This window comes from Nostoc sp. DedSLP04, from assembly GCF_034530775.1.
GTDB lineage: Bacteria > Cyanobacteriota > Cyanobacteriia > Cyanobacteriales > Nostocaceae > Nostoc.
Window position 1 is genome coordinate 11,966 of sequence record NZ_JAVRCL010000018.1, and the last position, 22,079, is coordinate 34,044.

Below are 22,079 nucleotides of genomic sequence, written 5' to 3' on the forward strand. Positions count from 1 at the left end.
TTTTCGTCAGATTAGAGTGTAGTCATTCTTAAAAATAACTATGTAACTTAATTTACAGATAAATCTGCTAAATACATGTATGGATTTTCCAAATTTTATTCTAAATTTTATAAATATCCCTTGCCGATATTACTTTTAAGTTTATGGCTAGTAGCTGTTTTTTTGTTGAGCGATCGACCTGCTCATAGCCAACATCCAGTTATATTTACTAACAAAGAAAAATATCAGTCAACCTTGCTAGCAAAAAGAATAATGCCCTCAACACTGACAGAAAATGTCCGCAAGACAGTACTAGAGAATGGTCTAACTGTCCTGACAAAGGAAGTGCATACTGCGCCAGTGGTGACGGTGCAAGTGTGGTACAAGGTTGGCTCGCGTAACGAAGAACCAGGCGTGAATGGCATTGCCCACCAGCTAGAACACATGATGTTTAAAGGTACAAAAAACCGTCCAATTCAATTTGGACGTTTGTTTAGTGCTTTAGGTAGTGATTCTAATGCTTTCACCAGCTACGATCAAACTGCATATTACGGTACTGTGGAACGAAACAAGCTGAAAGCGCTCTTGGTGCTGGAAGCAGACAGAATGCGAAATTCCCAGATTGAGCCGGAGCAATTAGCCAGTGAAAAGCGGGTAGTAATTTCCGAGTTACAGGGTTACGAAAATAGTCCAGAATATCGCCTCAACCGCGCCGTTATGCAAGCGGTGTTTCCCAATCATGCTTATGGGTTGCCTGTAGGTGGCACCAAAGCTGATGTCGAGAAATTTGAAGTTGAGCAGGTAGAAAAATATTACCGCAATTTTTACAGTCCCGATAATGCCGTCTTAGTGATTGTTGGAGATTTTCAAACTGCAAATGCTCTTGAAACAATTAAAGAAGTGTTTGGTAAATTACCAAAAAAAGTTAGGAGTGAGGAGCTAGGAGTTAGGAGTGAGGAGTTAGAAGTTAGCAGTAAAAATACTTTTACCCCATCTACCTCACTCAGCACTCCCATCGTATTGCGAGAACCGGGAGCAGGGCGGCTGTTACAAGTTGTGTATCTGTTACCGGATGCAAACCAACCGGATGTCCCGGCGCTGGATGTGATGGATTACATCTTGACAGAAGGACGGAATTCTAGACTTTATCAGGCATTGGTGGAATCAGGTTTAGCTAGTGAACTTACAGCATCCGTTACCAGTTTGCGAGAATCTGGCTGGTATGAGTTGTTGGTAACGGCTGGAGCTAAACAAGATTTGAAAAAAATTGACTCAATGTTGAGTAGTGCGATCGCCAATGTAGCAGAAAAAGGTGTGACATCTGAGGAAGTAGAACGAGCCAAAACTCAATTAACAGCAGATGTAATTTTGAGTAACCGTGATATAACTTCTCAAGCAATCCGATTGGGCACTGATGAGACAACTGTTGGTGATTATCGCTACACAGACCGCTATTTGGCAGCTGTTCGTTTGGTGAAGCCGACGGATGTTGTTGCTGTGATTAACAAATATCTGACAAAAGAAGCGCGGACAGTTGGCTTTTTTGAACCAACCCAGAAGCGGATAACAGAAGTTGCTGACAAACCAGACTCAGCCCAAACTACAGAAAACTTCTCTCCTGGCGTACCCGTGCTTTTTTCTGAGGTGATAAAGTACTTACCGTCGGCGGATTTGGCTACAGATGCGATTGCCCAAGTCTTACCCCAGGAATTTAAATTGACTAACGGATTGCGGATATTACTGTTACCCGATCGGAGTACTCCTACCGTTACCTTGAGCGGTTATATTCAAGCTGGGACGGAATTCGATCCAGAGAATAAAGCCGGATTGGCTGCTTTTGTGGCAGACAATTTGCTAAATGGTACTAAGAGCAAGGATGTTTTAACTATTGCTAAAGTCTTAGGAGAACGAGGGGTAAGTCTAGACTTTCAAACCTACCGCGAAGGTGTACATATTGAAGGTGATAGTTTAGCAGATGATTTGCCAATACTCCTAGAGATATTAGCAGATGTTGTGAAGAATAGTACCTTTCCTAGCAAAGAGTTAGAACTGCATCGTCAACAAACTTTAACTGATTTGCAACAGGAATTAGATGAGCCATCAGAAGTAGCCAGAAGAGTATTTGTTCAGTCAATTTATCCGAAAAAACACCCCTTACATACCTTCCCGACAGAGGAGAGTTTACAGCAGATTCAGCGCCAGGATGTGATTGATTTCAAAGCTAAACATTATCGCCCAGATACAACAGTGCTAGCGCTGGTGGGAGATTTCGATCTAGACAAAGTGCGATCGCTGATTAAAAATAAGTTGGGAGACTGGGAAGTTAGCGGCCAAGCACCCACATTAAAATATCCCCCGGTGGCAATGCCGCAGAAAATTGTCAGTGTCAACCCAGTTTTACCAGATAAAACCCAAGCTGTAACTTATATGGGTTACACAGGCATTAACCGTTACGATCCTCGGTTTCATGCAGCCTTAGTATTAAACCAGATATTGGGAGGCGATACCTTATCTAGTAGACTAGGTGCAGAAGTGCGCGATCGCCAAGGTTTGAGCTATGGGATTTATAGCTCCTTCCAAGCCGGGAAGAATGTAGGGACATTTTTGATTGAGATGCAGACTAGTCCTGAAGATAGCAGTAAAGCGATCGCTAGTACCCGCCAAATTCTACAACAAATCCATCAACAAGGTGTCACGGCACTGGAAGTAGAAACAGCTAAACGCACTCTCATCAGCAACTACAACGTTTCTCTGGCAAACCCAGAGGAATTAACAGATAGAATTCTGATGAATGAGGTGTATGGACTAAATAAAGTAGAATTGCACTCCTTCACTGATAAAATCCAGAAAGTTACCCTTGCTCAAGTTAATCAAGCGGCTCGTGAGTTACTCCACCCAGATCAAATCGTAGTCGTTACTGCTGGGCCATCTGTGTTAGCAGAGAAAAGTATTAGGTAGAGATAAGGCACTGGGCATGGATAATATAAAGAATAGGTAAAGTGGTTTTCCCCACTACCTATTAATTGTTATTGCTCATCAGCATTGCCTTTTGAGAATTAGTGATGAAAATTTATAACTATTTTTACGAATTTGTAATTAAATCTCTTAGTTTCACACTTCCTACTTGGGTACAAATATTACGGTGTAACTACGTGATATTAACGTTACTCCTAGCTCTAAATTTCATCGCTGCTACTCCAGCAATGGCGGCGAATAAGTCTTTTGATTTGCTCAAGCAACCAGCCAAAGAATTTACAGTTAGCTTGGGTAATGCGGCTAACGACCTCAAATTTGAGCCAAATCATTTGGAATTTGAGGTTGGTAAACGTTATCAACTACGGCTTAATAATCCCAGCCAACTGAAGCACTATTTTACCGCTAAAGATTTTGCCGATGGCATCTGGACACAAAAAGTTGAAGCAGGCAAAGTAGAAATCAAAGGAGCCATTCACGAACTGGAACTCAAACCCAGTGCTGAAGCCGAATGGGTATTTGTGCCCTTGAAATCTGGTACTTATGGCTTACGTTGTACAATACCAGGACATACAGAAGCGGGTATGATTGGAGAAATTGCCATCAAAAATTAAAAATAATTGAGATAAATACAACATTTCATGAAATTCTCTGCGTACCTTTGCGCTTAACTTTGCGCCCCTTTGCGTTTAAATTTGAAACCTCAATTCACCACAATTTTAGACTAAACTGTACTAACTCCTATAGTGTTAAATTATAGATATTATTTCTCAATTAATCTAGAGAAAGCATTCATACTTCAGCGTCAAAGCCACCAGTAATTATTAATTTCCCATGAACATTTTCAGTAACTTACTTTCTCAAGCGACTCAGCCTGCACCTGCGAAAAAACAGCGCCGAGGAATTGAAATTAAATCGCCGCGTGAAATAGAAATCATGCGGCAATCATCGGCAATTGTCGCAACTGTCCTCAAAGAAATTTCCGAGCTAGTAAAGCCAGGAATGACAACAGCTGATTTGGATGCTTATGCAGAAAAACGCATCCGCGAAATGGGTGCAACACCGAGTTTTAAAGGATATCACGGTTTTCCGGGTTCTATCTGTTCCAGTATTAATAATGAAGCAGTACATGGCATTCCTAGCCCCAAAAAAGTGATTCGCGTCGGGGATGTATTAAAAGTAGATACGGGTGCTTATTACCAAGGCTTTCATGGTGATTCTTGCATTTCAATTGCTGTCGGTGAAGTGACGCAAGAAGCTGCTAAATTAATTCGCGTAGCAGAAGAAGCTTTATATAAAGGCATTGAACAAGTAAAGGCTGGTGTATACCTACTTGACTTAGCTGGAGCAATTGAAGATCATGTGAAATCTAACGGCTTTAGTATAGTTGAAGAGTTTACTGGACACGGTGTCGGTCGTAACCTGCATGAAGAACCTTCAGTATTCAACTACCGTACTCGTGAGATGCCAAATGTTAAACTCCGAGCAGGGATGACGCTGGCAATTGAGCCAATTTTAAACGCGGGTTCCAGACACACACGAACATTATCTGACCGTTGGACAGCAGTCACTATGGATAATTCTTTGTCGGCTCAGTTTGAGCATACAGTTTTGGTAACGGAGACTGGTTATGAGATTTTAACTGACCGTTCTAAGGTGTAATTGTTTAGTTGTAATTATCTGTTGTTGAGAGAGGTAAAGCGTCAAAAGAGGGCGATTTATCTCTTTATTTGTTTAACCAAATTTGTAAAATATTCAATAACTGCTATAGCAATCCTATCTAATTTTTCATAAATGATTTAGAGGTTGTTTGAAAAGTGGTTGGCTGTGATTTTAGGCACTAACCGATCCCCCCTAGCCCACGCCAGTCGCTCATGGGGGAAACCCCCAAGACCGCGCTGGCTCCCCTTAAAAAGGGGGGAACCGGAATCAAAGTCCCCCAATTTATCGGGGGATTTAGGGGGATCTAGAACGTTTTGCTACCGAGAAGAAAACTTTTCAAACATCCTCTTAGGACTGCTGATTAGTCCCTGCATAATTAGTTTTGTAAATAGAAAGCATCTCTTTAGCTTGCACAAAGACAGACGTACTTTCTGGAATAGCTTCTAACAAATTAATTGCTTGCCGCCATTTATTTTGTGCTTGCTGCCGACTTAGTTGTGAATGAGGTGAATTTTTAACAAATAAATTAGCTTCTGTTGCTAGCTTGTGGGCTAATTCTAAGTTTCCTACAGCTTTCTTTTCAATTAGTACTCTTTGACTAATAGATTTATAGTTAATTTGATAGTAAGCTAATTTCTTTTTTGCGCGGTCATAAACTGATGTTTTAGCAGGAATGTTATCTAATAAAATTATTGCATGATACCATTTAGTTTCTGCTTCTTGCCAGACTTTTAGAGTATGCGGTGGCTTTTGAACTAGAGAAGCAGCCTCCATACCAAGTTTTTGAGCAGATTTAAAGTTGGCGATGGCGGAATCATCGTCTGTGACGATCGCACTTCCTTCTTGAGTTAAACTTAGACTTTGTTCTCTAATTTTCAAACCAGCAAAAGTTAAGATTAATAAACTTGAAGTGATAATCAAAGCTGAACGTATTATTTTTGGTGTTGAAAACTTTGTTAATATTCCTACTTCCTGGCTACTGGTTGCTTCTCTACTACTTTCCTGTTCAATGTTTTTCAGGGCTTGTTCTCCCTGTTGAGTTAAAGTATTACCCCTAATAATTAAAGCAGCAATTTGTTCTTGGAAAGAATCACAATCATTGAGAATATCTGTCAATTCTTGAAATTTTCCCTCACTCGATATAATTAATTCGTGGTCATCGTCTAACCACTCTAAAGCGAAACCAGATTTACCATAAAAAGCTGAGACACCTAATAAAATATTTAATAAGCTACGACTATTTTTAATAGTATCAAAAATATAATTTAATTTTTGCTGTAACTGTAAGAGTTGTGTTTGAGAATCGCCAATTTTTTCAATTTGATGTTTTAAAATATTAGATTTAGCCAAGGCTAAGTCAATTTGTAAGCTGTCATTCAAGGTTTGAAATTCATTAGATATACTTAAATTAAGAATATCAGAATTTAGTTGATTTACTAATTGAATGTCGCTAAGAATATCAGCAGCTATCGCTTGTAAAAAATAACCCCATTCAATCCAATCATCAATTTTTGATTGTAAATCAGTTAATGAAATTTTAGTTTCTGAGTTTCCAAACTTTTCTGCGATCGCTGGATCGACTAATCCCAAATTAGGTATAAATAAAGTAGCTGCTGCGCTCAATGGAGGAAGTGTAGCGATCGCAGAATTATTAGTGCGCTCGAATCTCAATTCCTGAGCGATTATTTTTTTAATACTCCGTAGCTGTTCCTGAGCATTATTGATTAAGATAATTTGTTCCATAATTTGATTAGAATCACCAATAGTCAGTTTTAAATTTTGAATTAATGTTGGCAATTTACTAACAAGTATTTCTAGGTTAGCCATAAATACCCCTTGGGGATTTGTCGAAAGTTTATGCAGAACAATTAAAATAGCTTGAGTAATACAACCACGTTTATTGCATCTGAGCATCCTAAACAAGTCACAAATCTTAGGAGCTATAAAATTTATAGTTCCCGGAAATCCTGCTAAAGTAACAATTTCAGTTTAAAAATCCCAGAGAAAGACAAAATTACCCATTCACTAACCTATGAATGAAGTTGATTTAGCATTTACCCCAGCACTAGAGTTGGCGCAATTAATTCGTCGCCGGGAAATATCACCGCTAGAGTTGGTAGAAATATATTTAGAAAGGATTGGGCAATTAAATCCCCAATTAGGAAGTTATTTTACGGTGACGGCAGAGTTAGCGATCGCAGATGCCAAAGCCAAAACAGAATTATTAACAACTACCTCAGAACTACCGCCATTTTTTGGCGTGCCGATTTCTATTAAAGACCTCAATGCTGTAGCAGGTGTTACCTGTACTTATGGAAATCCGGCATTACTGAACAATATCCCTAACTATGATGATGGGGTTGTAACGCGGATTAAGCAAGCTGGATTTACTATTCTTGGTAAAACAGCCACTTCCGAATTAGGTTCTTTTCCCTACAGTGAACCTATGGGTTTTCCCCCAGCGAGAAATCCGTGGAATTTAGAATACACCCCTGGCGGTTCCAGTGGTGGCGCGGCGGCGGCGGTAGCGGCGGGACTGTGTGCGATCGCTCAAGGTTCTGATGGCGGTGGTTCAATTCGCGGGCCTGCGGCTTGTTGTGGTTTAGTGGGACTTAAACCATCCAGAGGCAGAGTGAGTAAAGCACCCGTAGGCGAACGCCTCGCTGGAATTGCCGTCAACGGGCCGATCGCCCGCACTGTTGCTGATGCTGCTGCCCTTTTGGATGGCATATCTGGTTACATGACAGGCGATCCTTACTGGTTGCCAGATCCCGAACTATCATTTCTCGCCGCTACTCAGACAAAACTCGGTGCTTTGCGAATTGCCTTTGACACTAGCATTTCTCCTTTGGGAGAAGCTGACGTTAACTGTCAGCAAGGTGTCCGCGAAACAGTCCAGTTGTTAGAACAACTCGGCCACCACGTTGAACAAAAATCCCCAGATTTTAGTAGTTTAGTTGAACCATTTCAAATCGTTTGGCAAGCTGGGGTAGCCGCATCGGGACTTCCTGCTGAAGCTTTGCAGCCATTAAATCGCTGGCTATTTGCACGTACAGGTTCCGTTGGAGAATACCTGCAAGCAGTTTCTCAAATGCAGATAGTAGCACGTCAAATTGTGGCGTTTTTCGATACCGTGGATGTGCTGGTATTGCCAGTTTATCTACATTCACCTATCCGCGTTGGGGAATGGGCTTCGCTCAGTCCAGAAGAAACATTCCAAAATATTATTGAGTGGGTTGCTCCTTGTCCGCCTGCGAATGCAACTGGACAACCTGCGATCGCCATTCCTGTCAGCTTTGATAATCAAGGTTTACCCATCAGTGTACAGCTAATTGGTAAACCTGCCGCTGAAGCCACAATCATCAGCCTAGCAGCACAATTAGAAGCGGCTAATCCTTGGATTCATCATCGTCCAGCCTGGGCAATATCAGGCTAATCATGCAAGCGTCCCTGGAACAACTTTCACAAATTATCGTGTTTGCGGGTTTAAAAACGGCAGAGAAGATCGGTTTACAAGCTTACACTCAGGTACAAGGCTATCGCAAAGGAGAGATTATTCTCCATGAAGGCGATCGTTTACCAGCAAAACTCTACGCTGTTGTCAATGGATCGATTCAAGTTACTAAAACAGCAACAACGGGGAAAGAAACAATTCTCCGTGCGTTAGCTGCTGGAGAAATTTTTGCGGCTCCTGCTTTGTTGGGAAATGGAATTTCTCCGGCAACTGTCACTGCTGAATCTGATTGTGAAATCCTCACTGTAGAGCGAGATGCTTTATTAAAAGCTATTGGCGAAAATTCTGAAATCGCCTTACGAATGCTGATGGTTTTTAACAGTCGGATTCAGCAATTACATCAAACAGTCCACGGATTAGTTTCTGAAAGAGCGATTGTTCGCCTTGCGAGATTAATTCAATATTTTGCTGCTGAATCTGGAACTGAATCTAGTCCACAAGGCGAGTGTTTAAAAGTTAAATTATCTTATTATCGGATGGCTCGAAGTAGCGGCATTACTTACGAAGAATGCGTGCGATTAATTAAAAGTCTCAAGTCAGTAATTGCTTATCGTCGGGGTGGGACGATTACGATCCTTGATGTTGAAAAATTGGATGCGATCGCATCTGGAGATATAGATTAGTAGTGGCGCACATCTGCACGCCACTACACGCGGGAGACAGCAATTCAGACTGCTACAGCTGCTCTATCTTGTTCGCGTGCAGCCACAACTAAAACTAGACATAAAGCTGCGATCGCTTTTTGCCATTCCTGCCTAACTTGCGCGTCTTCAACATCTTCAAACATACCTATCAAGCGGGGAATAGAAGCTTCTAAAGCCGGACGAGGTACTGGACGGTGCAACTCAACCAAATGAGTTAGACTTTCTTGATTATGGAGAAAACCAATTACCCATGTTGTTGTGTGATCGGGACTATCAGGAACCCGCTTGACTCCCAACTCATTTTTTAGCCAGTTATAAAAAGGTGGTAATTCCTTAGCTAAAACCCCTCCTGCTGTGGGCAAGGTTTTTTTAAGCAAATTGGTATCTAAGCTGTTTAATGCTTGTTGCAATTCAGGTAAATTGAGAACTTCAGTTAAAGGTTGTGAGAGTATTTCTTCCAACTGAGTTTCAGATAAATTTAAATTTTGAGCAAAAGTTAAAAGTAGCGATCGCATTTGTTTCAACTCCATAATTAACTAATTTTTATCTGCGAATTTCTGAGAAAGGGTAAACAAAAATGTTAAGGTTTCTTGATTTTTTCAAGTATCAAGTACATTAATAGATATCAAGACAAAAACATCAATTTATAGTATTTTGGGATTATGAACTGTAAAAGAAAGACTGATAATCCTCCAGGCTGAAAGTTGGCCCACTGAGATAATTTATCTGTAGTTATTCGTCTACCAGAACGCAGATACTTTTTACCCACTACTGCTAATACTTCGTGTTCCGTAGCTGTTTGTAAATTAAGGATAGTATTGGTCATCTGTGCGACCCTCTGAACTTGTCTTATCCTTAATTTCTCAGTAATTTATGATATTGTCTCTGAGGTAGCTCATAGAAGCAATATTAGTTTGCTTGCCACTCATGCTCAAGGATCGCGTAAAGAAAGTTGTCGTACCATCTGCCTTTGATTAACTCTTTTTCCCGCAGATAACCTTCACGACGCATACGAATTTTTTCTAATACCTTTACAGAAGCAATGTTCTCTGAAACACACCAAGACCAGATACGATGCATTCTCAATTCTTCAAAGCCGAACTTTAAAATTGCCTGTGCTGCTTCCGTTGCATAACCTTGTCCCCAATATTGAGTATTTAGTTCATAGCCGATATTTGCTTCCCGCATTTCTGGATCGTTTACACGGATACCACAATTGCCAATCAGCCGATTTTCTTCTTTGAGGACAACAGCTAACTGAAACTTAGTCCGAGGTTGCTCTTTTTGCTGATTGATAAACATCTGGATAAACTCGCAAACATCGTTCTGTGTGCGTTGTGTCCAGTAGTTATAACGCAAGTACAAAGGATCGGATTGATAGGCAAAAACCGCCTGCCAATCTGTCTCTACAAAGTCACGCATTAGCAAGCGGTGTGTTTCTAATATCATGTCTTTTTTTATAGGCAAGTTCTACCATATTTATGTTAGCCAGTGGAAGAATTGGCGTTGCTGAATTCAGGTATAAAAATGATTTTGAGCAATTTCAAAATTTTTGTAAAAACCTTACATGGCAACGTCTTTACATCCAGATTTATACATTGAATTAGCAACGCCAAATAATTAAGTTGCCCGATCGATTTTTTGCACTTCTTCGTCAGATAATTTCACGTTGATAGCACGCGTTGAGTCTTCAATGCTGGAAACCTTGCTAGCACCAGGAATAGGCAAAATAACGGCCGATTTGGAACGCAACCACGCTAGAACGATATTATACACCGACACGCTTTTTTCTTTAGCTAATTTAGCGAGCGCAGAAATATCTTGCAAATCCTGATGGCGACGCCTACCACCAAAGGGACTCCAAGGTAAAAAGGTCAATCCCTGCTGTTCGCAATATTCTAATACGCCGTCATTTTCTGGCTGTCGCTGCCAAGGGCTGTATTGATTTTGCACCGAAACAATATCGACGATATCCCGCGCCCGCTTAATTTGTTCAACGGAAAAGTTAGAAACTCCTACAAACCGAATCAAACCAGCCTCTACTGCTTCTTTAACTGGCGTAAGAGATTCTTCAATGGTGTAATTAGGATCGGGAGAATGGTATTGCCAAACATCGATGGGTTTAGCACTGCCCAAAGCCTCAAAACTGGCTCGAATTGTTTGGCGCAAATGTTCTGGGTTGCCGTTGCTTGTCCAGTTGCCATTGGGACGCATCAACCCGCCCTTAGTTGCTACAATCACTTGGCTAACATCGCCTTTGTAACTACTAAGTGCTTTGTGAATTAGCTGCTCATTGTGGTGCTTATCTGACTCATCTTTGCAGTAAGAATCGGCTGTGTCAATAAATGTAATACCCAAATCCAAAGCCCGATGGATAACTTGGATTGATTCCGATTCAGGAGGATGATTAGCAATTGACATCGGCATACCACCCAAACCAATCGCACTTACAAAGATACCAGTTTTTCCTAGCTGTTTGGTTTCCATGCTTTTAGCTATAGCTTTCTGCCCCAATTATCTATCAGTTAGTTATTCATCAGAAATCCTCCCTAGTACTTAGACTTGAGGATAAGTGAATGTAATTCTTCTTTCTGCTATGTGTGACATACCACATTATTTGACAGATAAACGACGATTTACTCTAACTTATACTTAATAAAGATGATTGACATGAAATTTTTAATTTCATTTTCTAAAAGTCATCTTTGATTGGGTCTTAGAGGTTGTTTGAAAAGTGGTTGGCTGTGATTAAAATTACCCCCCTTAATCCCCCCGATACATTGGGGGAAACCAAAAATCCAGTTCCCTCCCCTTTACAAGGGGAGGGTTAGGGTGGGGTAAAAAATATTTAATACATCAATCATGACTTTTCAAACATCCTCTTAGTGAAATTAATTATTATTGATACTTACCAATATTTATAGCCGTTTGCCATGCTATCAGAGTAGGAATAGTTGCGTTCGAGTAAAGTAATATATTAACATTTACGCCCGTCAAACGGACGTAAATATCGTTAAGTAATTGTGCTGGCTAAATTATTTCCTCTAAATTTATTAGGAAATTTAGAAATTTAATTAATAGCCCTCTATAGTATAACCAGCAGATTGAACCATCTGTTTAATTGACTCTTCAGAAGCCGCAGCATCTACAGTTACGGTTTTAGTATCAACGTTCACATCTACTTTGGCATCAGATTCCATAGTCAGAATAGATTTAGTTATTTTCTTAGCGCACTCATCACCTTTAATATCCGGAACTTTCAATTTAATTGCCATTACTTACCTCATTACGTAAACTGAAATTTACATTTAATAAATATAATATCGATTTTGAGAGTGAGGGCACATCTTACTTGAGTTAGGGAATTGAGCATCATATAAATAGTAATAACTAATAGTTCTACCTAAATCGTTTTTGACAAACTATTGAAGCAGTCAAACTAAATGAAATGCTAAAATATATAAAGTTATTTATGAAAATCCACTTAGAAACCACTAACTTTTAAAAAGCCTTTTTAAGTTTGTGATGAGGACTCCACAAGACATTCTCCCTACTTTTTTAGGCATTGGTGTTAGAGATAGTTATTTTAGTAAGACTACCCAATCGTATAAGAGTCTATGCGTAATTCACAAAATCTTTTTATCTGTAGTTTTTAATTTATTGTATGCTTCAGATACTTTTGCCCAACATTTGAAGTACATATAGATTCAAAAAACAGCTATCTTGCGGCATAAATATATTGTGGGTTCCCAACAAAGACTTTCAGCGACATAATTATGATACGAGTGTTAGACACTGCTTAGTTTGGGTATTTACGCTAGAGACTGCTTCACATTGCGAGTGGGAACGATTCCTGAAATGTACCAGTAGTTGAAATGCGATCGCTAGAAGCAACGAAAAAATTAGCATTTCTCGTTTGACTTATTTTCCAATCTCTATGACGAACTATGACCCTCGAAGTAAAACTCGCTAACGCTTCTCTAGGAGAGGCTACGCCTAGTTTGCTTACGCTATCGGTGGCGCAACTCCAGGATGCTGAAGTCATCTTACTCATAAACACAACCTAGTTAACTACAAATACCCACTTTGTCAGTTTGTCTAATTGAGATATGTTTGGTAAATAAAATAAGTAGCCTAGATCATCGGCTGTTATTCCACACTTGACATAAAGCATTGTGAGTGCAAAACGTCTGCCAGAAACCATTGCCCATGTCAGAATTACCCGCCAATCCTGGCAACACGGCTTCCTTGAAGGTGAAGTGAGTGCGGGTGAGTTTGAGTGGCATTTCCAGTGGCATTTTCGTCGGGGAGAACTTGCCGTCAAGCCTTCCCAAGGTCGCGCCTTAATCAAAGAACCTCTGGGTCGATTCTTAGAGCAACAAGATTACCAGCTAGAGCCTGGAGGAGACTATGCTTTTACGATTCGGGCGGAACTTTAAAAGTTTGGAGTTATTCAATTTTGGATTCTGGATTGAAGAAAAAAGTGTTCGACTGAGCGCTCACGCCAAAGTCTAAAATCTAAAATTGGCTGGTTGCTGATTCAGTGAGGCGATTTAAGTATCTTTCGATTAAAAGGATGGCAACAATGTCATCTATGGGTCTTGGAGGCTGTCGTAGACCCTGTGGCAATAGCTTGATTAGCCCTTTGGGCGGGAACATTTGCCAATAGCGATCGCGTGCTTCTAAGGTTGTGTAGCGCTCATCTACTAAAATAATACTCAACGGTTCTGTCAATTCTTGATATAATCTCTGTCTCCACTGTTTGGCTGTAGTTTGGTCGCCCATGACCATCAAAGAGATCGGAAACCTTTGGCGCAGTGTCTCAATGCTAGCGATCGCCTCTTTTGCTAACACGACTTGATGATAATACAGTTGCCGATCCAGTCCCATCACCCCTAAACCACACTTATCTCGACCTGGATCAAACCCCAAGATGACTGGTTGCGTTGGTGAAAATTCACGGAAATTCATAATAAATTAAAAATAAAAAATTACAAATGTACCCTTACAGGGATCTTGCTACGCGTAGTGTCTGCTAAATAAAAATGCAGCTACAGCAACTATTTTGGCTGCTGTTCAATATGTTTAAATCTTACTAATAACAGTGTGCAAATAATTTTTTAAGTACTAAAAATAATTTTTCCGTTAACTATTGCCACCAATTTTACTCTCAATGGCCCGGCTGTATAAGTATCCTCTGCTGCGATCGCTTTGATCTCCAAAAGTTGATTATACTGTCTTAATTGGCTGACAAAGCGCAGAAAAGTCCCCTCTACTTGCACATTTTCGACAATTCCGGCATTACGGGCACGAAATTGGGAAGCAGAAATCAGTATTTCTAGCCGCTGCTGTAACTGATAAGATGTCATGGTTTGGGAATCAGCAGTAGTCGTGGCTAACACCGTGCCTCCCGAAAAAACCAGTTGATTCTGGGCTGTATCCGCAAAAAATTCTATCTGCTTTTCTCCCCTGACGTAATTACCAGCAGAAAAAATTCGCACGACGTATTCTTTACCATCGCCAATTTGCTTGCTTAATTGATCGACCCGATCCTGGGTCACGCGCAACAGCTCTAAGTTTGCCGAATTTGCACCAGGTTCGCTTAATTCGAGGTTGGCGTTGCGATTGGCTTCTTGTAAAAGTTGTACCACTGCCTGACGAGCAGCGGCAGGTTGAGTAACACGAATTACAGCAGCAGACAGAACTTGACCGCGAACTAAAGCCAGCTTACCCAAACGCAGGTCGCGGTAGGACTGATAATATTTTTCCAGTCTGGCAACTTCCTGTTCTAGTTCCTCCTGTTGTGCTTCCAATTCTTTGAGGCGCGATTCCCGTTTGGCAATCACTTGCTCTCGTGCTGCAACTTCTACGTTACGCTTTTGAATCAGTTGATCCAGTTGAGCAATTTTTTGATCGCGCGCTTCTATGGCTTCTTGACGGTTAGCAAGTTCGCGATCGCGTTTTTCAATTGCTGTTTTGGCTTCGTCAATGGCTGTTTTCGCTTCTGCATATAGTCTTTGACGTTCTGTCTTCAAGAGTTCAACTGCCGCCTGTAGCTGTTTTCTCTGATTGGAAACGCTTTGCAACTCAGCTATGGCTTTTTGGTACTGAGTTACAACTTGTCCTAGCTGGCCTTGAGTGCGTTGGAGTTGAGTTTGAGTTTGAGCTTGTTGACTAATGGTACGGTTCAGCTGGGCTTGCGTTTCCCTCTGTTTAGCATTTGCCGCCTGCAAGGATTGATTAATTGCCTGCAAGTCTTGTTGTGCCTTTGCTTGAGCAATTCTTGCTTGGTTTAGCTCGCTTTCTACCTGACTTTTCTGCGTTTCTGCGGTTTTTAGCTGTTCTCGCTTCTGTCTGAGGTCTGTTTGAATATCTTCTAACTCAAAGACTCCTTTTCGCAAACCTTCGTCGGCAGCGAATAAAATCCCTAAAGTGGATGCTGAAATCAAACCACCAGTAAAAATTGTTACTAGTACGGCGGTGTTTTTTGGACGAAGCTTAAAAAGTGAGAGGCGGGCTTTGCCAACTCGTGTGCCGATGCGATCGCCCACGGTGGCAATTACGCCTCCCAGAATCAAAATTGCTGCGATGAGGATGTATCCGGTGGTCATCTTTAGCTACCGAAATCCTTCCTGATACAGCCTACTACTTTTAAGCATTGTCTGGAAAGAAGTGGAAATTGGCAATAGCTGAAATTATTCAATTTTAGATTTACCTCTAGCTATTAGTGTCATTTTTCAAAATAGAACACGCGCCGATTCCCCTTTCTCCAATTGTTTTTATGTGAACTGTCTACTTAAGGTAACAGGTTTATGCACAGTAATCTTCTTTTTGTGGATAGAAATCATTTTTTTCTCACGCAAATCTCCCAGTAGCCTAGTAACGGTAACACGAGTTGAACCAATTGCCTCTGCGATCGCTTGATGAGATAATTTCAAATCAATTGTGATCCCATCTGCACAAGGAACGCCAAAATCCCGACAAAGAATTAACAAAAAACTCACCAACCTAGAACCCATATCTCGGTGAGCAAGAGTTTCAATCATCATCTCTGTTTGTAAAATGCGCGAAGACAGACCTCGCAGCATTAACATTGATAATTCTGGATTTTCCTTGAGTGCTTGTTCCACTTGTTCAATTGGTGCTGACAGTAATTCCGCAGGCGTAAATGCAACCGCATGGTAAAACCGATCCGACTTATTTCCTGTCAGCAATGACAATACACCAAAAACACTATTTTCCCGCAGCAACGCTACCGTTATTTCCTCTCCTGCCTCGTACACCCTGGAAAGTTTAACAGCACCTTTCAAAAGAAAATAAACTCGTTCGGCAGGATCGCCAGGAAAAAAGATCGTTTTATTGCGTTCAAACGTTTCCACAACTGGCGGAAACGCCCCGGTCGCCATCTGACGAAAAACATTTGCTAGGGCTTTATCTTGTGTCACGATCATCTCCCTTCCCCTACCCAATGCCGGAAAAACAAAAACTGATTACCTAAGAATACACCCGAAAAATGAATAAAGCACCGTCAACCTTTCTGTACTTTCCTATACTCCAACTAATCTCTTCATAACTCTTTGTTTATAATGATACATAATTGTTGATCCTTTCAGCTACTAATTGTTGATAAGTACTTCCAATAGCTATATTCAAAAGGTTTTTTGAAGAACAAATAAAGATATCTTGAGAATATCTTTATAAAAAATCAAGGTTTTTGTCACAGCAAACACCCTTAGCAATATTCATTTTTGTCAAGCCTGTATAAAACAAAGACAAAACGTGCCTCAGATTCTAGTATGCTCCTAATGATCGATCGCATTAACAATTTATATGCTAAATCTGACTGGAAAAAATGCCCTTGTTACAGGTATTGCCAATAACCGCTCGATCGCTTGGGGCATCGCCCAACAACTGCACAAAGCTGGAGCAAACCTGGGTATTACTTACCTGCCGGATGAACGCGGCAAGATGGAGAAAAAAGTCGCGGAGTTGGTAGAACCTCTTAACCCCAGCTTATTTCTTCCCTGTAATGTCCAAGATGAAGACCAAATTAAATCTACCTTTGAGACAATTGGCGAACAGTGGGGAAAGCTAGATATCCTCATCCATTGTCTGGCTTTTGCCAGCAAAGACGATTTAACTGGAGATTTTAGCCAAACCTCTCGTTCTGGCTTCAACACCGCCTTAGAAATTAGTACTTACTCACTAGTGCAATTAAGTGGTGCAGCGAAACCTTTGATGACAGAGGGAGGTAGTATCGTCACCCTGACATATTTAGGTGGTGTTAGGGCAATCCCCAACTACAACGTTATGGGAATTGCTAAAGCGGGTTTAGAAATGAGTGTGCGTTACCTGGCTGCTGAACTAGGGCCGCAAAATATCCGCGTGAATGCCATCTCCGCAGGCCCCATCCGTACATTGGCATCTTCAGCAGTGGGTGGAATTTTGGATATGATTCATCATGTAGAAGAAGTAGCTCCCCTACGACGCACCGTCACTCAGCTAGAAGTAGGCAACGCTGCGGCTTTCTTGTGTAGTGATTTGTCCAGTGGGATTACCGGACAAATTCTATATGTAGATGCAGGATATGAAATTATGGGAATGTGACGCGATAAAGTTAGGAGTTAGGAGTTATGAGTTATGAATTTTTAACTCCTAACTTCTAACTCCTAACTCTTTTCACTCCCCATGCAAACAACCAATCGCCAAGTTAATTCAAACTACGATCGCTCAACCCAAACCCCTCGCATTGCCACTGTTCACCGCACCACTGGTGAAACTAATGTGCAAGTCACCATCAACCTGGATGGTAGAGGAACTTGTACAGCAGCAACAGGTATTCCCTTTTTGGATCATATGTTGCATCAAATTGCCTCCCACGGGCTGATTGATATAGATGTCCAAGCCAAGGGAGACTGGGAAATTGATGACCATCACACCAACGAAGATGTAGGCATTACTTTAGGGCAAGCTTTCAACCAAGCACTAGGCGACAGAAAAGGCATTGTCCGCTTTGGTAATTTTCTTGCACCACTGGATGAAGCCTTAGTTCAGGTAGCGCTAGACTTTTCTGGACGGCCTCACCTCAGCTACGGCTTGCAAATTCCTACTCAGAGGGTAGGAACATATGACACCCAACTGGTGCGAGAATTTTTTGTGGCTTTGGTGAACCATAGCCAAATGACACTGCACATTCGGCAACTGGATGGTATTAATTCCCATCACATTATTGAAGCGACATTTAAAGCCTTTGCAAGAGCAACACGGCAGGCGGTAGAAATTGACCCCCGACGTGCTGGCTTTATTCCCAGTTCTAAGGGAGTTCTATGACACGAGTCAAATTGAATATTGGGATTAGGCATTGAGCATTGGGCGAATGGCACTAAGAAAAGATAAAACCCCTGCTAGGGCTGGGTGTTGGGGGTAGGGTGTAGGGTGTAGGGAAAAAGTAAGAAAAGTACAATCCTCGTGCGAACATCAATGAACTTCTTGCTCACTACACCCCACACCCCACACCCCACACCCAAAAGCCTTACGAATAATAGGTTTGCCGTTAACAAGCGTGCCATTCGGCATTGGGCATTGGGCACTTGTACTGAGTTTCGACTGTGCTCAACTACCGCGTAGTCGTAAAGCCTGCGGCATAGCTACGCTTCGGGCGCAGCCTCTTCAAGAGTTGTATTCGGCATTGGGAAAAATCTACCCTTGTCTTCCCAATCCCCACTCACCAGTTTGAGCTAATTGACACACTCGTTTGTGATGGTTATTATCAGCCTACTGGGTAATTTTTAATTAATACCAAGCTGATAAATAGTGATTTAACCGAGATGAAGTCTGTTGCAGATGACCCTAATTCTCAACTTAATACGACAGACACTCCGCCAGTAGTCCTAACTTCTGAGTTGCGAAAAGCCTATCGCACTGGTTTTTGGCTAAATCAAAAAGTCGTATCTCTCAAAAACTGTTCTTTAACGGTTTACAAAGGCGAAACCTTTGGGCTGTTGGGGCCTAATGGCGCTGGTAAAACCACCCTTTTAAAATTATTGCTGGGAATTATTCATCCTACCTCTGGACGGGGATTATTATTGGATAAGCCAATAGGCGATCGCAGTGTTAAGCAACATATTGGCTATCTGCCAGAAAATCCCTATTTGTATGACTATCTCACTGGTTGGGAGTTTTTACAGCTTGCTGCTGGGTTATTCCAAATTCCCCAAAGTGTCCAACGCCAGCGCATTCCCCAACTATTGGAATTAGTCGGTTTATCCCAAGCTGATGCCCGTAAAAAGCTTTTGCGGCGCTATTCCAAAGGAATGCTCCAGCGTGTTGGTATGGCACAGGCGCTAATTAACGAACCAGATTTGGTTTTTCTAGATGAACCAATGTCTGGTCTCGATCCGGTGGGACGCTACCAAATGCGAGAAATTATTCTGGCGCTCAAAGCTGCTGGTAAGACGATTTTTTTCAACAGCCACGTTCTTAGTGAAGTAGAACAGATTTGCGATCGCATTGCCATCCTCGCTCAAGGTGAACTAATTTGCTCTGGTTCGCTCAATGAACTCTTAGGCATAAATGACACATATCAAGTAAAAGGTCAAGGTGGTGACTGGGAAATTCTCAAAAAATGGATACCCACTCTCATATTTGAGCCTGATGGTTCCTGGCACGGTACACTACAAGACGGTTACTATGATTTTCTTGCCAGTCTTCGTCTTATGGAAGGTAAAATTATCGCCATTAACTTGTCACGTCAATCCTTAGAAGAATTTTTTATTCAACAGATCCAAAGAAAAAACAACCCCTTGAATTAGTCTTGTTGCTAAGTAGTAAATTGTCTACTGGCTTGAAGAACAAAACCCAAAATTCTGCCTTTTTGAGTTCTCTTTGCCAACGCAATCCACAAAAAATAAAATTCCGACATCTTTTCAAGGTTATTTGTATTTATTTAATGAACTCGTTCCTAATTTTAGTAGTCCTTTACTACTCATCGCATATTTTAAATGTCATCAAATTAACTCTGACAATAAAAATTTATTCGTGACTACTTGATTGTTAGCTAACAGATAATTTATTGTAGAAACTGGGTTTATTGGCGTAAATCCTATGTTTTTTGATATTACTCTATTCAAGCAACATTAACTTTAACCTAACTTCACTAAAAATTTAACTTCAATAAACAAATTTCCTCCGGAAAATCACACTTTTCTAGGAAAATAAGAGTGTCGGGGAACATGAATACTTAGGTATAGTCAAAATAAAAATGTTTAGACAGTACTTTATTGATTGTAGTTTCAGAGTCTCAAGTAAATATGCTTAACAAAAGTTTGTCTAAATTCCTAATTCAGCCAGCTGTAGGTATGGCTTTGTTAACTGCTGTCAATGCCGCTGTGTCATCTGCCAGTCTAGCTCAGGGACAACCATTACCACCAACAACACAACCACCAATTACACAAACACAATTAGATACTAATTATTCATTAGGAGGCGGCGATCTCATCCGTGTAAATGTATTTGAAGTACCTGAATATACAGGTGAATACCAAATTCCCCCCGGTGGAGCAATCAACCTACCTTTAATTGGCAGTGTATCGGTATTAGGGCTAACAACTGAACAAGCTTCTGACGAAATAGCTAGAAGATATGCTCGCTTCCTCAAACGCCCCTTAATCTCAGTCAATCTCTTGTCTCCTCGTCCCATCAATATTTTTGTTGCTGGAGAGGTGACACGTCCTGGAGCTTACACTCTAAACTTGAGCGGAGGCGCCGGGAACAATCCAGGCGTACAATACCCCACTGTATTAGCCGCATTAACAACAGCGCAGGGGGTGACTTTAGCTGCGGATGTGACTCAAGTTCAATTACGGCGTAGAATAGGACGTTCTTCAGAGCAAGCTGTCACCCTCAATTTGAAAGAGCTCATTCAAACAGGCAAGTTATCGCAGGATATTACCTTGCGGGATGGAGACACTATAGTTGTGCCAACAGCAACCAACTTCAACGTCGCAGAATCTCGCAATATATTTGCATCCAACTTTGCCGCCAGTCAAACCACACCCCGCACAGTAACAATTATTGGTGAAGTTAACCGTCCTGGTTCGTATCTTGTCACCCCAGGTAATACAGATAGCCAAGTGGGCGCAACCCCTAACAGTGGCACTGCCAGTCCCACTGGTTTACCAAATGTGACACGAGTAATTCAATTAGCTGGCGGGATTACAGCACAAGCTGATGTGCGTAATCTCAAGCTACGCCGACCTACAAGAACTGGCTCAGAACAATCTATAGATATTAATCTTTGGCAACTGTTACAGAGTGGTGATGCCAATCAAGACATCATTGTGCAAGACGGAGATACAATTGTTATTCCGACGGCAACTGAAATTAACCCCGCAGAAGCGACTCAATTAGCTACGACTACTTTGTCTCCTACACGGATTCAGGTTGGTGTGGTAGGCGAAGTTAAAAAACCAGGCCTGACAGACGTTCAACCAAATAGTTCTTTAAATCAAGCTATACTCGCTGCTGGCGGATTTAATGATGCCAGAGCTAGTAGTAGTGCTGTTGATTTAATTCGCCTCAACCCTAATGGTTCTGTCACTAAACGTATAGTAAAAGTGGATTTCTCGGCTGGGATTAATGAGCAAACTAATCCCATACTCCGCAATAATGACGTTGTAGTAGTCAACCGATCTGGTTCAGCTAAGACTGGCGATACCGTCAACACCATAACTGGACCTCTAGGTGTTATCTTTAATCTTTTGAACTTATTCGGACTTTAGTTTAAAAGATAGATGCAAATTGGGGACGTTAGCCAACCCTCTTCGTCCCTAAAATTGCACTATCCTTTAATCAAAAGCAAGTTACACATAACAAACGCTTCACAAGACATTGCTTCTTCCAACTTGCGTTTTCTAAATGCTGTGATACTTGTTAATACAAGTCTGCTATAAATACTCTGACAGCCGCTCTCTTCTGATTTGCCAATGTTCTAAGCTATCTGACCACTTTTATATATCCGTCATTATAATAATTTTAAGTAATATTACCTATAAAAAAATACTGTAAACTTTAAAACTCTCACTGTAAATTCATAATGTGCATTGATAGGCTTTTGAAATCTTTATTGTAGGTACTCGGATTTCTTATGATAATGAGAATATTTTAGAAAGCAGATTTCGTAAATACTAGTTCATCACTGATTTTTAGTCATTCAGTGATTCTTATTATCATAAGAATTATTTAAGTAAATCAACTAATTGATGACAGATATACTATTTTAACCACAGATACCGCGTATACACAGTAGA

Annotated in this window: 20 protein-coding genes; 10 read left to right on the forward strand and 10 right to left on the reverse strand. The window is 41.0% G+C overall.

Going from position 1 to position 22,079, the window contains the following annotated elements; genetic code table 11:
- The first annotated feature begins 75 nt into the window (after nucleotides 1–75).
- The 3 genes from RMX89_RS12750 to map all read left to right on the forward strand — a co-directional run bounded on the left by RMX89_RS12750 (nucleotide 76) and on the right by map (nucleotide 4,614).
- Nucleotides 76–2,937 (forward strand): pitrilysin family protein, encoded by a 2,862-nt coding sequence (locus RMX89_RS12750; RefSeq protein WP_322689192.1) that lies wholly within the window; start codon nucleotides 76–78, stop codon nucleotides 2,935–2,937.
- Between the two features lie 104 nt (nucleotides 2,938–3,041).
- On the forward strand, nucleotides 3,042–3,566 hold the full coding sequence (locus RMX89_RS12755) for a plastocyanin/azurin family copper-binding protein (RefSeq protein WP_322689193.1): 525 nt from the start codon (nucleotides 3,042–3,044) through the stop codon (nucleotides 3,564–3,566).
- A gap of 220 nt (nucleotides 3,567–3,786) precedes the next feature.
- Nucleotides 3,787–4,614 carry a type I methionyl aminopeptidase gene (map, locus tag RMX89_RS12760; protein WP_292785339.1) on the forward strand — a complete coding sequence of 276 codons (828 nt, stop codon included), beginning with the start codon at nucleotides 3,787–3,789 and terminating at the stop codon, nucleotides 4,612–4,614.
- A 348-nt stretch (nucleotides 4,615–4,962) separates the two neighbouring features.
- On the opposite strand, the gene RMX89_RS12765 is transcribed toward map, so the two are convergent.
- Complete coding sequence (locus RMX89_RS12765) at nucleotides 4,963–6,441, reverse strand: hypothetical protein (protein WP_322689194.1); 1,479 nt, start codon at nucleotides 6,439–6,441, stop codon at nucleotides 4,963–4,965.
- A gap of 205 nt (nucleotides 6,442–6,646) precedes the next feature.
- Between RMX89_RS12765 and RMX89_RS12770 the strand changes: the two genes are divergently transcribed.
- Complete coding sequence (locus RMX89_RS12770) at nucleotides 6,647–8,050, forward strand: amidase (protein WP_322689195.1); 1,404 nt, start codon at nucleotides 6,647–6,649, stop codon at nucleotides 8,048–8,050.
- A 2-nt stretch (nucleotides 8,051–8,052) separates the two neighbouring features.
- Nucleotides 8,053–8,751, forward strand: coding sequence for a Crp/Fnr family transcriptional regulator (locus tag RMX89_RS12775; RefSeq protein ID WP_322689196.1), 699 nt, complete (start codon nucleotides 8,053–8,055; stop codon nucleotides 8,749–8,751).
- A gap of 44 nt (nucleotides 8,752–8,795) precedes the next feature.
- On the opposite strand, the gene RMX89_RS12780 is transcribed toward RMX89_RS12775, so the two are convergent.
- The 6 genes from RMX89_RS12780 to RMX89_RS12805 all read right to left on the reverse strand — a co-directional run bounded on the left by RMX89_RS12780 (nucleotide 8,796) and on the right by RMX89_RS12805 (nucleotide 12,826).
- Nucleotides 8,796–9,287: a hypothetical protein gene (locus tag RMX89_RS12780; protein WP_322689243.1), complete on the reverse strand. Its 492-nt coding sequence runs from the start codon at nucleotides 9,285–9,287 to the stop codon at nucleotides 8,796–8,798.
- Nucleotides 9,288–9,397: 110 nt separating this feature from the next.
- Nucleotides 9,398–9,598, reverse strand: coding sequence for a hypothetical protein (locus tag RMX89_RS12785; RefSeq protein WP_322689197.1), 201 nt, complete (start codon nucleotides 9,596–9,598; stop codon nucleotides 9,398–9,400).
- Nucleotides 9,599–9,681: 83 nt separating this feature from the next.
- A complete protein-coding gene (locus tag RMX89_RS12790; protein WP_322689198.1) occupies nucleotides 9,682–10,221 on the reverse strand; it encodes a GNAT family N-acetyltransferase in 540 nt (179 codons plus the stop codon).
- Between the two features lie 171 nt (nucleotides 10,222–10,392).
- Complete coding sequence (locus RMX89_RS12795; protein ID WP_322689199.1) at nucleotides 10,393–11,259, reverse strand: aldo/keto reductase; 867 nt, start codon at nucleotides 11,257–11,259, stop codon at nucleotides 10,393–10,395.
- A 587-nt stretch (nucleotides 11,260–11,846) separates the two neighbouring features.
- Nucleotides 11,847–12,047, reverse strand: coding sequence for a heavy-metal-associated domain-containing protein (locus RMX89_RS12800; RefSeq protein WP_104908368.1), 201 nt, complete (start codon nucleotides 12,045–12,047; stop codon nucleotides 11,847–11,849).
- Nucleotides 12,048–12,601: 554 nt separating this feature from the next.
- A complete protein-coding gene (locus RMX89_RS12805; RefSeq protein ID WP_322689200.1) occupies nucleotides 12,602–12,826 on the reverse strand; it encodes a hypothetical protein in 225 nt (74 codons plus the stop codon).
- 121 nt (nucleotides 12,827–12,947) lie between these two features.
- Here RMX89_RS12805 and RMX89_RS12810 point away from each other — a divergent pair, with 121 nt between their 5' ends.
- Entirely contained in the window at nucleotides 12,948–13,211 is a 264-nt protein-coding gene (locus tag RMX89_RS12810; protein WP_069070640.1) for a DUF3146 family protein, read from the forward strand.
- A 79-nt stretch (nucleotides 13,212–13,290) separates the two neighbouring features.
- On the opposite strand, the gene RMX89_RS12815 is transcribed toward RMX89_RS12810, so the two are convergent.
- The 3 genes from RMX89_RS12815 to ntcA all read right to left on the reverse strand — a co-directional run bounded on the left by RMX89_RS12815 (nucleotide 13,291) and on the right by ntcA (nucleotide 16,223).
- Nucleotides 13,291–13,743, reverse strand: coding sequence for a resolvase (locus RMX89_RS12815; RefSeq protein WP_322671733.1), 453 nt, complete (start codon nucleotides 13,741–13,743; stop codon nucleotides 13,291–13,293).
- Between the two features lie 149 nt (nucleotides 13,744–13,892).
- Nucleotides 13,893–15,383 (reverse strand): DUF3084 domain-containing protein, encoded by a 1,491-nt coding sequence (locus RMX89_RS12820; protein ID WP_322689201.1) that lies wholly within the window; start codon nucleotides 15,381–15,383, stop codon nucleotides 13,893–13,895.
- 168 nt (nucleotides 15,384–15,551) lie between these two features.
- The gene (gene ntcA, locus RMX89_RS12825; RefSeq protein ID WP_017652326.1) at nucleotides 15,552–16,223 is read right to left on the reverse strand and encodes a global nitrogen regulator NtcA; all 672 of its coding nucleotides are present in this window, start codon (nucleotides 16,221–16,223) and stop codon (nucleotides 15,552–15,554) included.
- Between the two features lie 379 nt (nucleotides 16,224–16,602).
- Here ntcA and fabI point away from each other — a divergent pair, with 379 nt between their 5' ends.
- The 4 genes from fabI (at nucleotide 16,603) to RMX89_RS12845 (ending at nucleotide 21,551) form a co-directional block, all read left to right on the forward strand.
- Nucleotides 16,603–17,379, forward strand: coding sequence for an enoyl-ACP reductase FabI (fabI, locus tag RMX89_RS12830; RefSeq protein ID WP_322689202.1), 777 nt, complete (start codon nucleotides 16,603–16,605; stop codon nucleotides 17,377–17,379).
- 81 nt (nucleotides 17,380–17,460) lie between these two features.
- Nucleotides 17,461–18,102: an imidazoleglycerol-phosphate dehydratase HisB gene (hisB, locus tag RMX89_RS12835; RefSeq protein WP_322689203.1), complete on the forward strand. Its 642-nt coding sequence runs from the start codon at nucleotides 17,461–17,463 to the stop codon at nucleotides 18,100–18,102.
- Nucleotides 18,103–18,599: 497 nt separating this feature from the next.
- Nucleotides 18,600–19,583, forward strand: coding sequence for an ABC transporter ATP-binding protein (locus tag RMX89_RS12840; RefSeq protein WP_322689204.1), 984 nt, complete (start codon nucleotides 18,600–18,602; stop codon nucleotides 19,581–19,583).
- Nucleotides 19,584–20,081: 498 nt separating this feature from the next.
- On the forward strand, nucleotides 20,082–21,551 hold the full coding sequence (locus RMX89_RS12845) for an SLBB domain-containing protein (protein WP_322671728.1): 1,470 nt from the start codon (nucleotides 20,082–20,084) through the stop codon (nucleotides 21,549–21,551).
- Nucleotides 21,552–22,079: the final 528 nt, after the last annotated feature.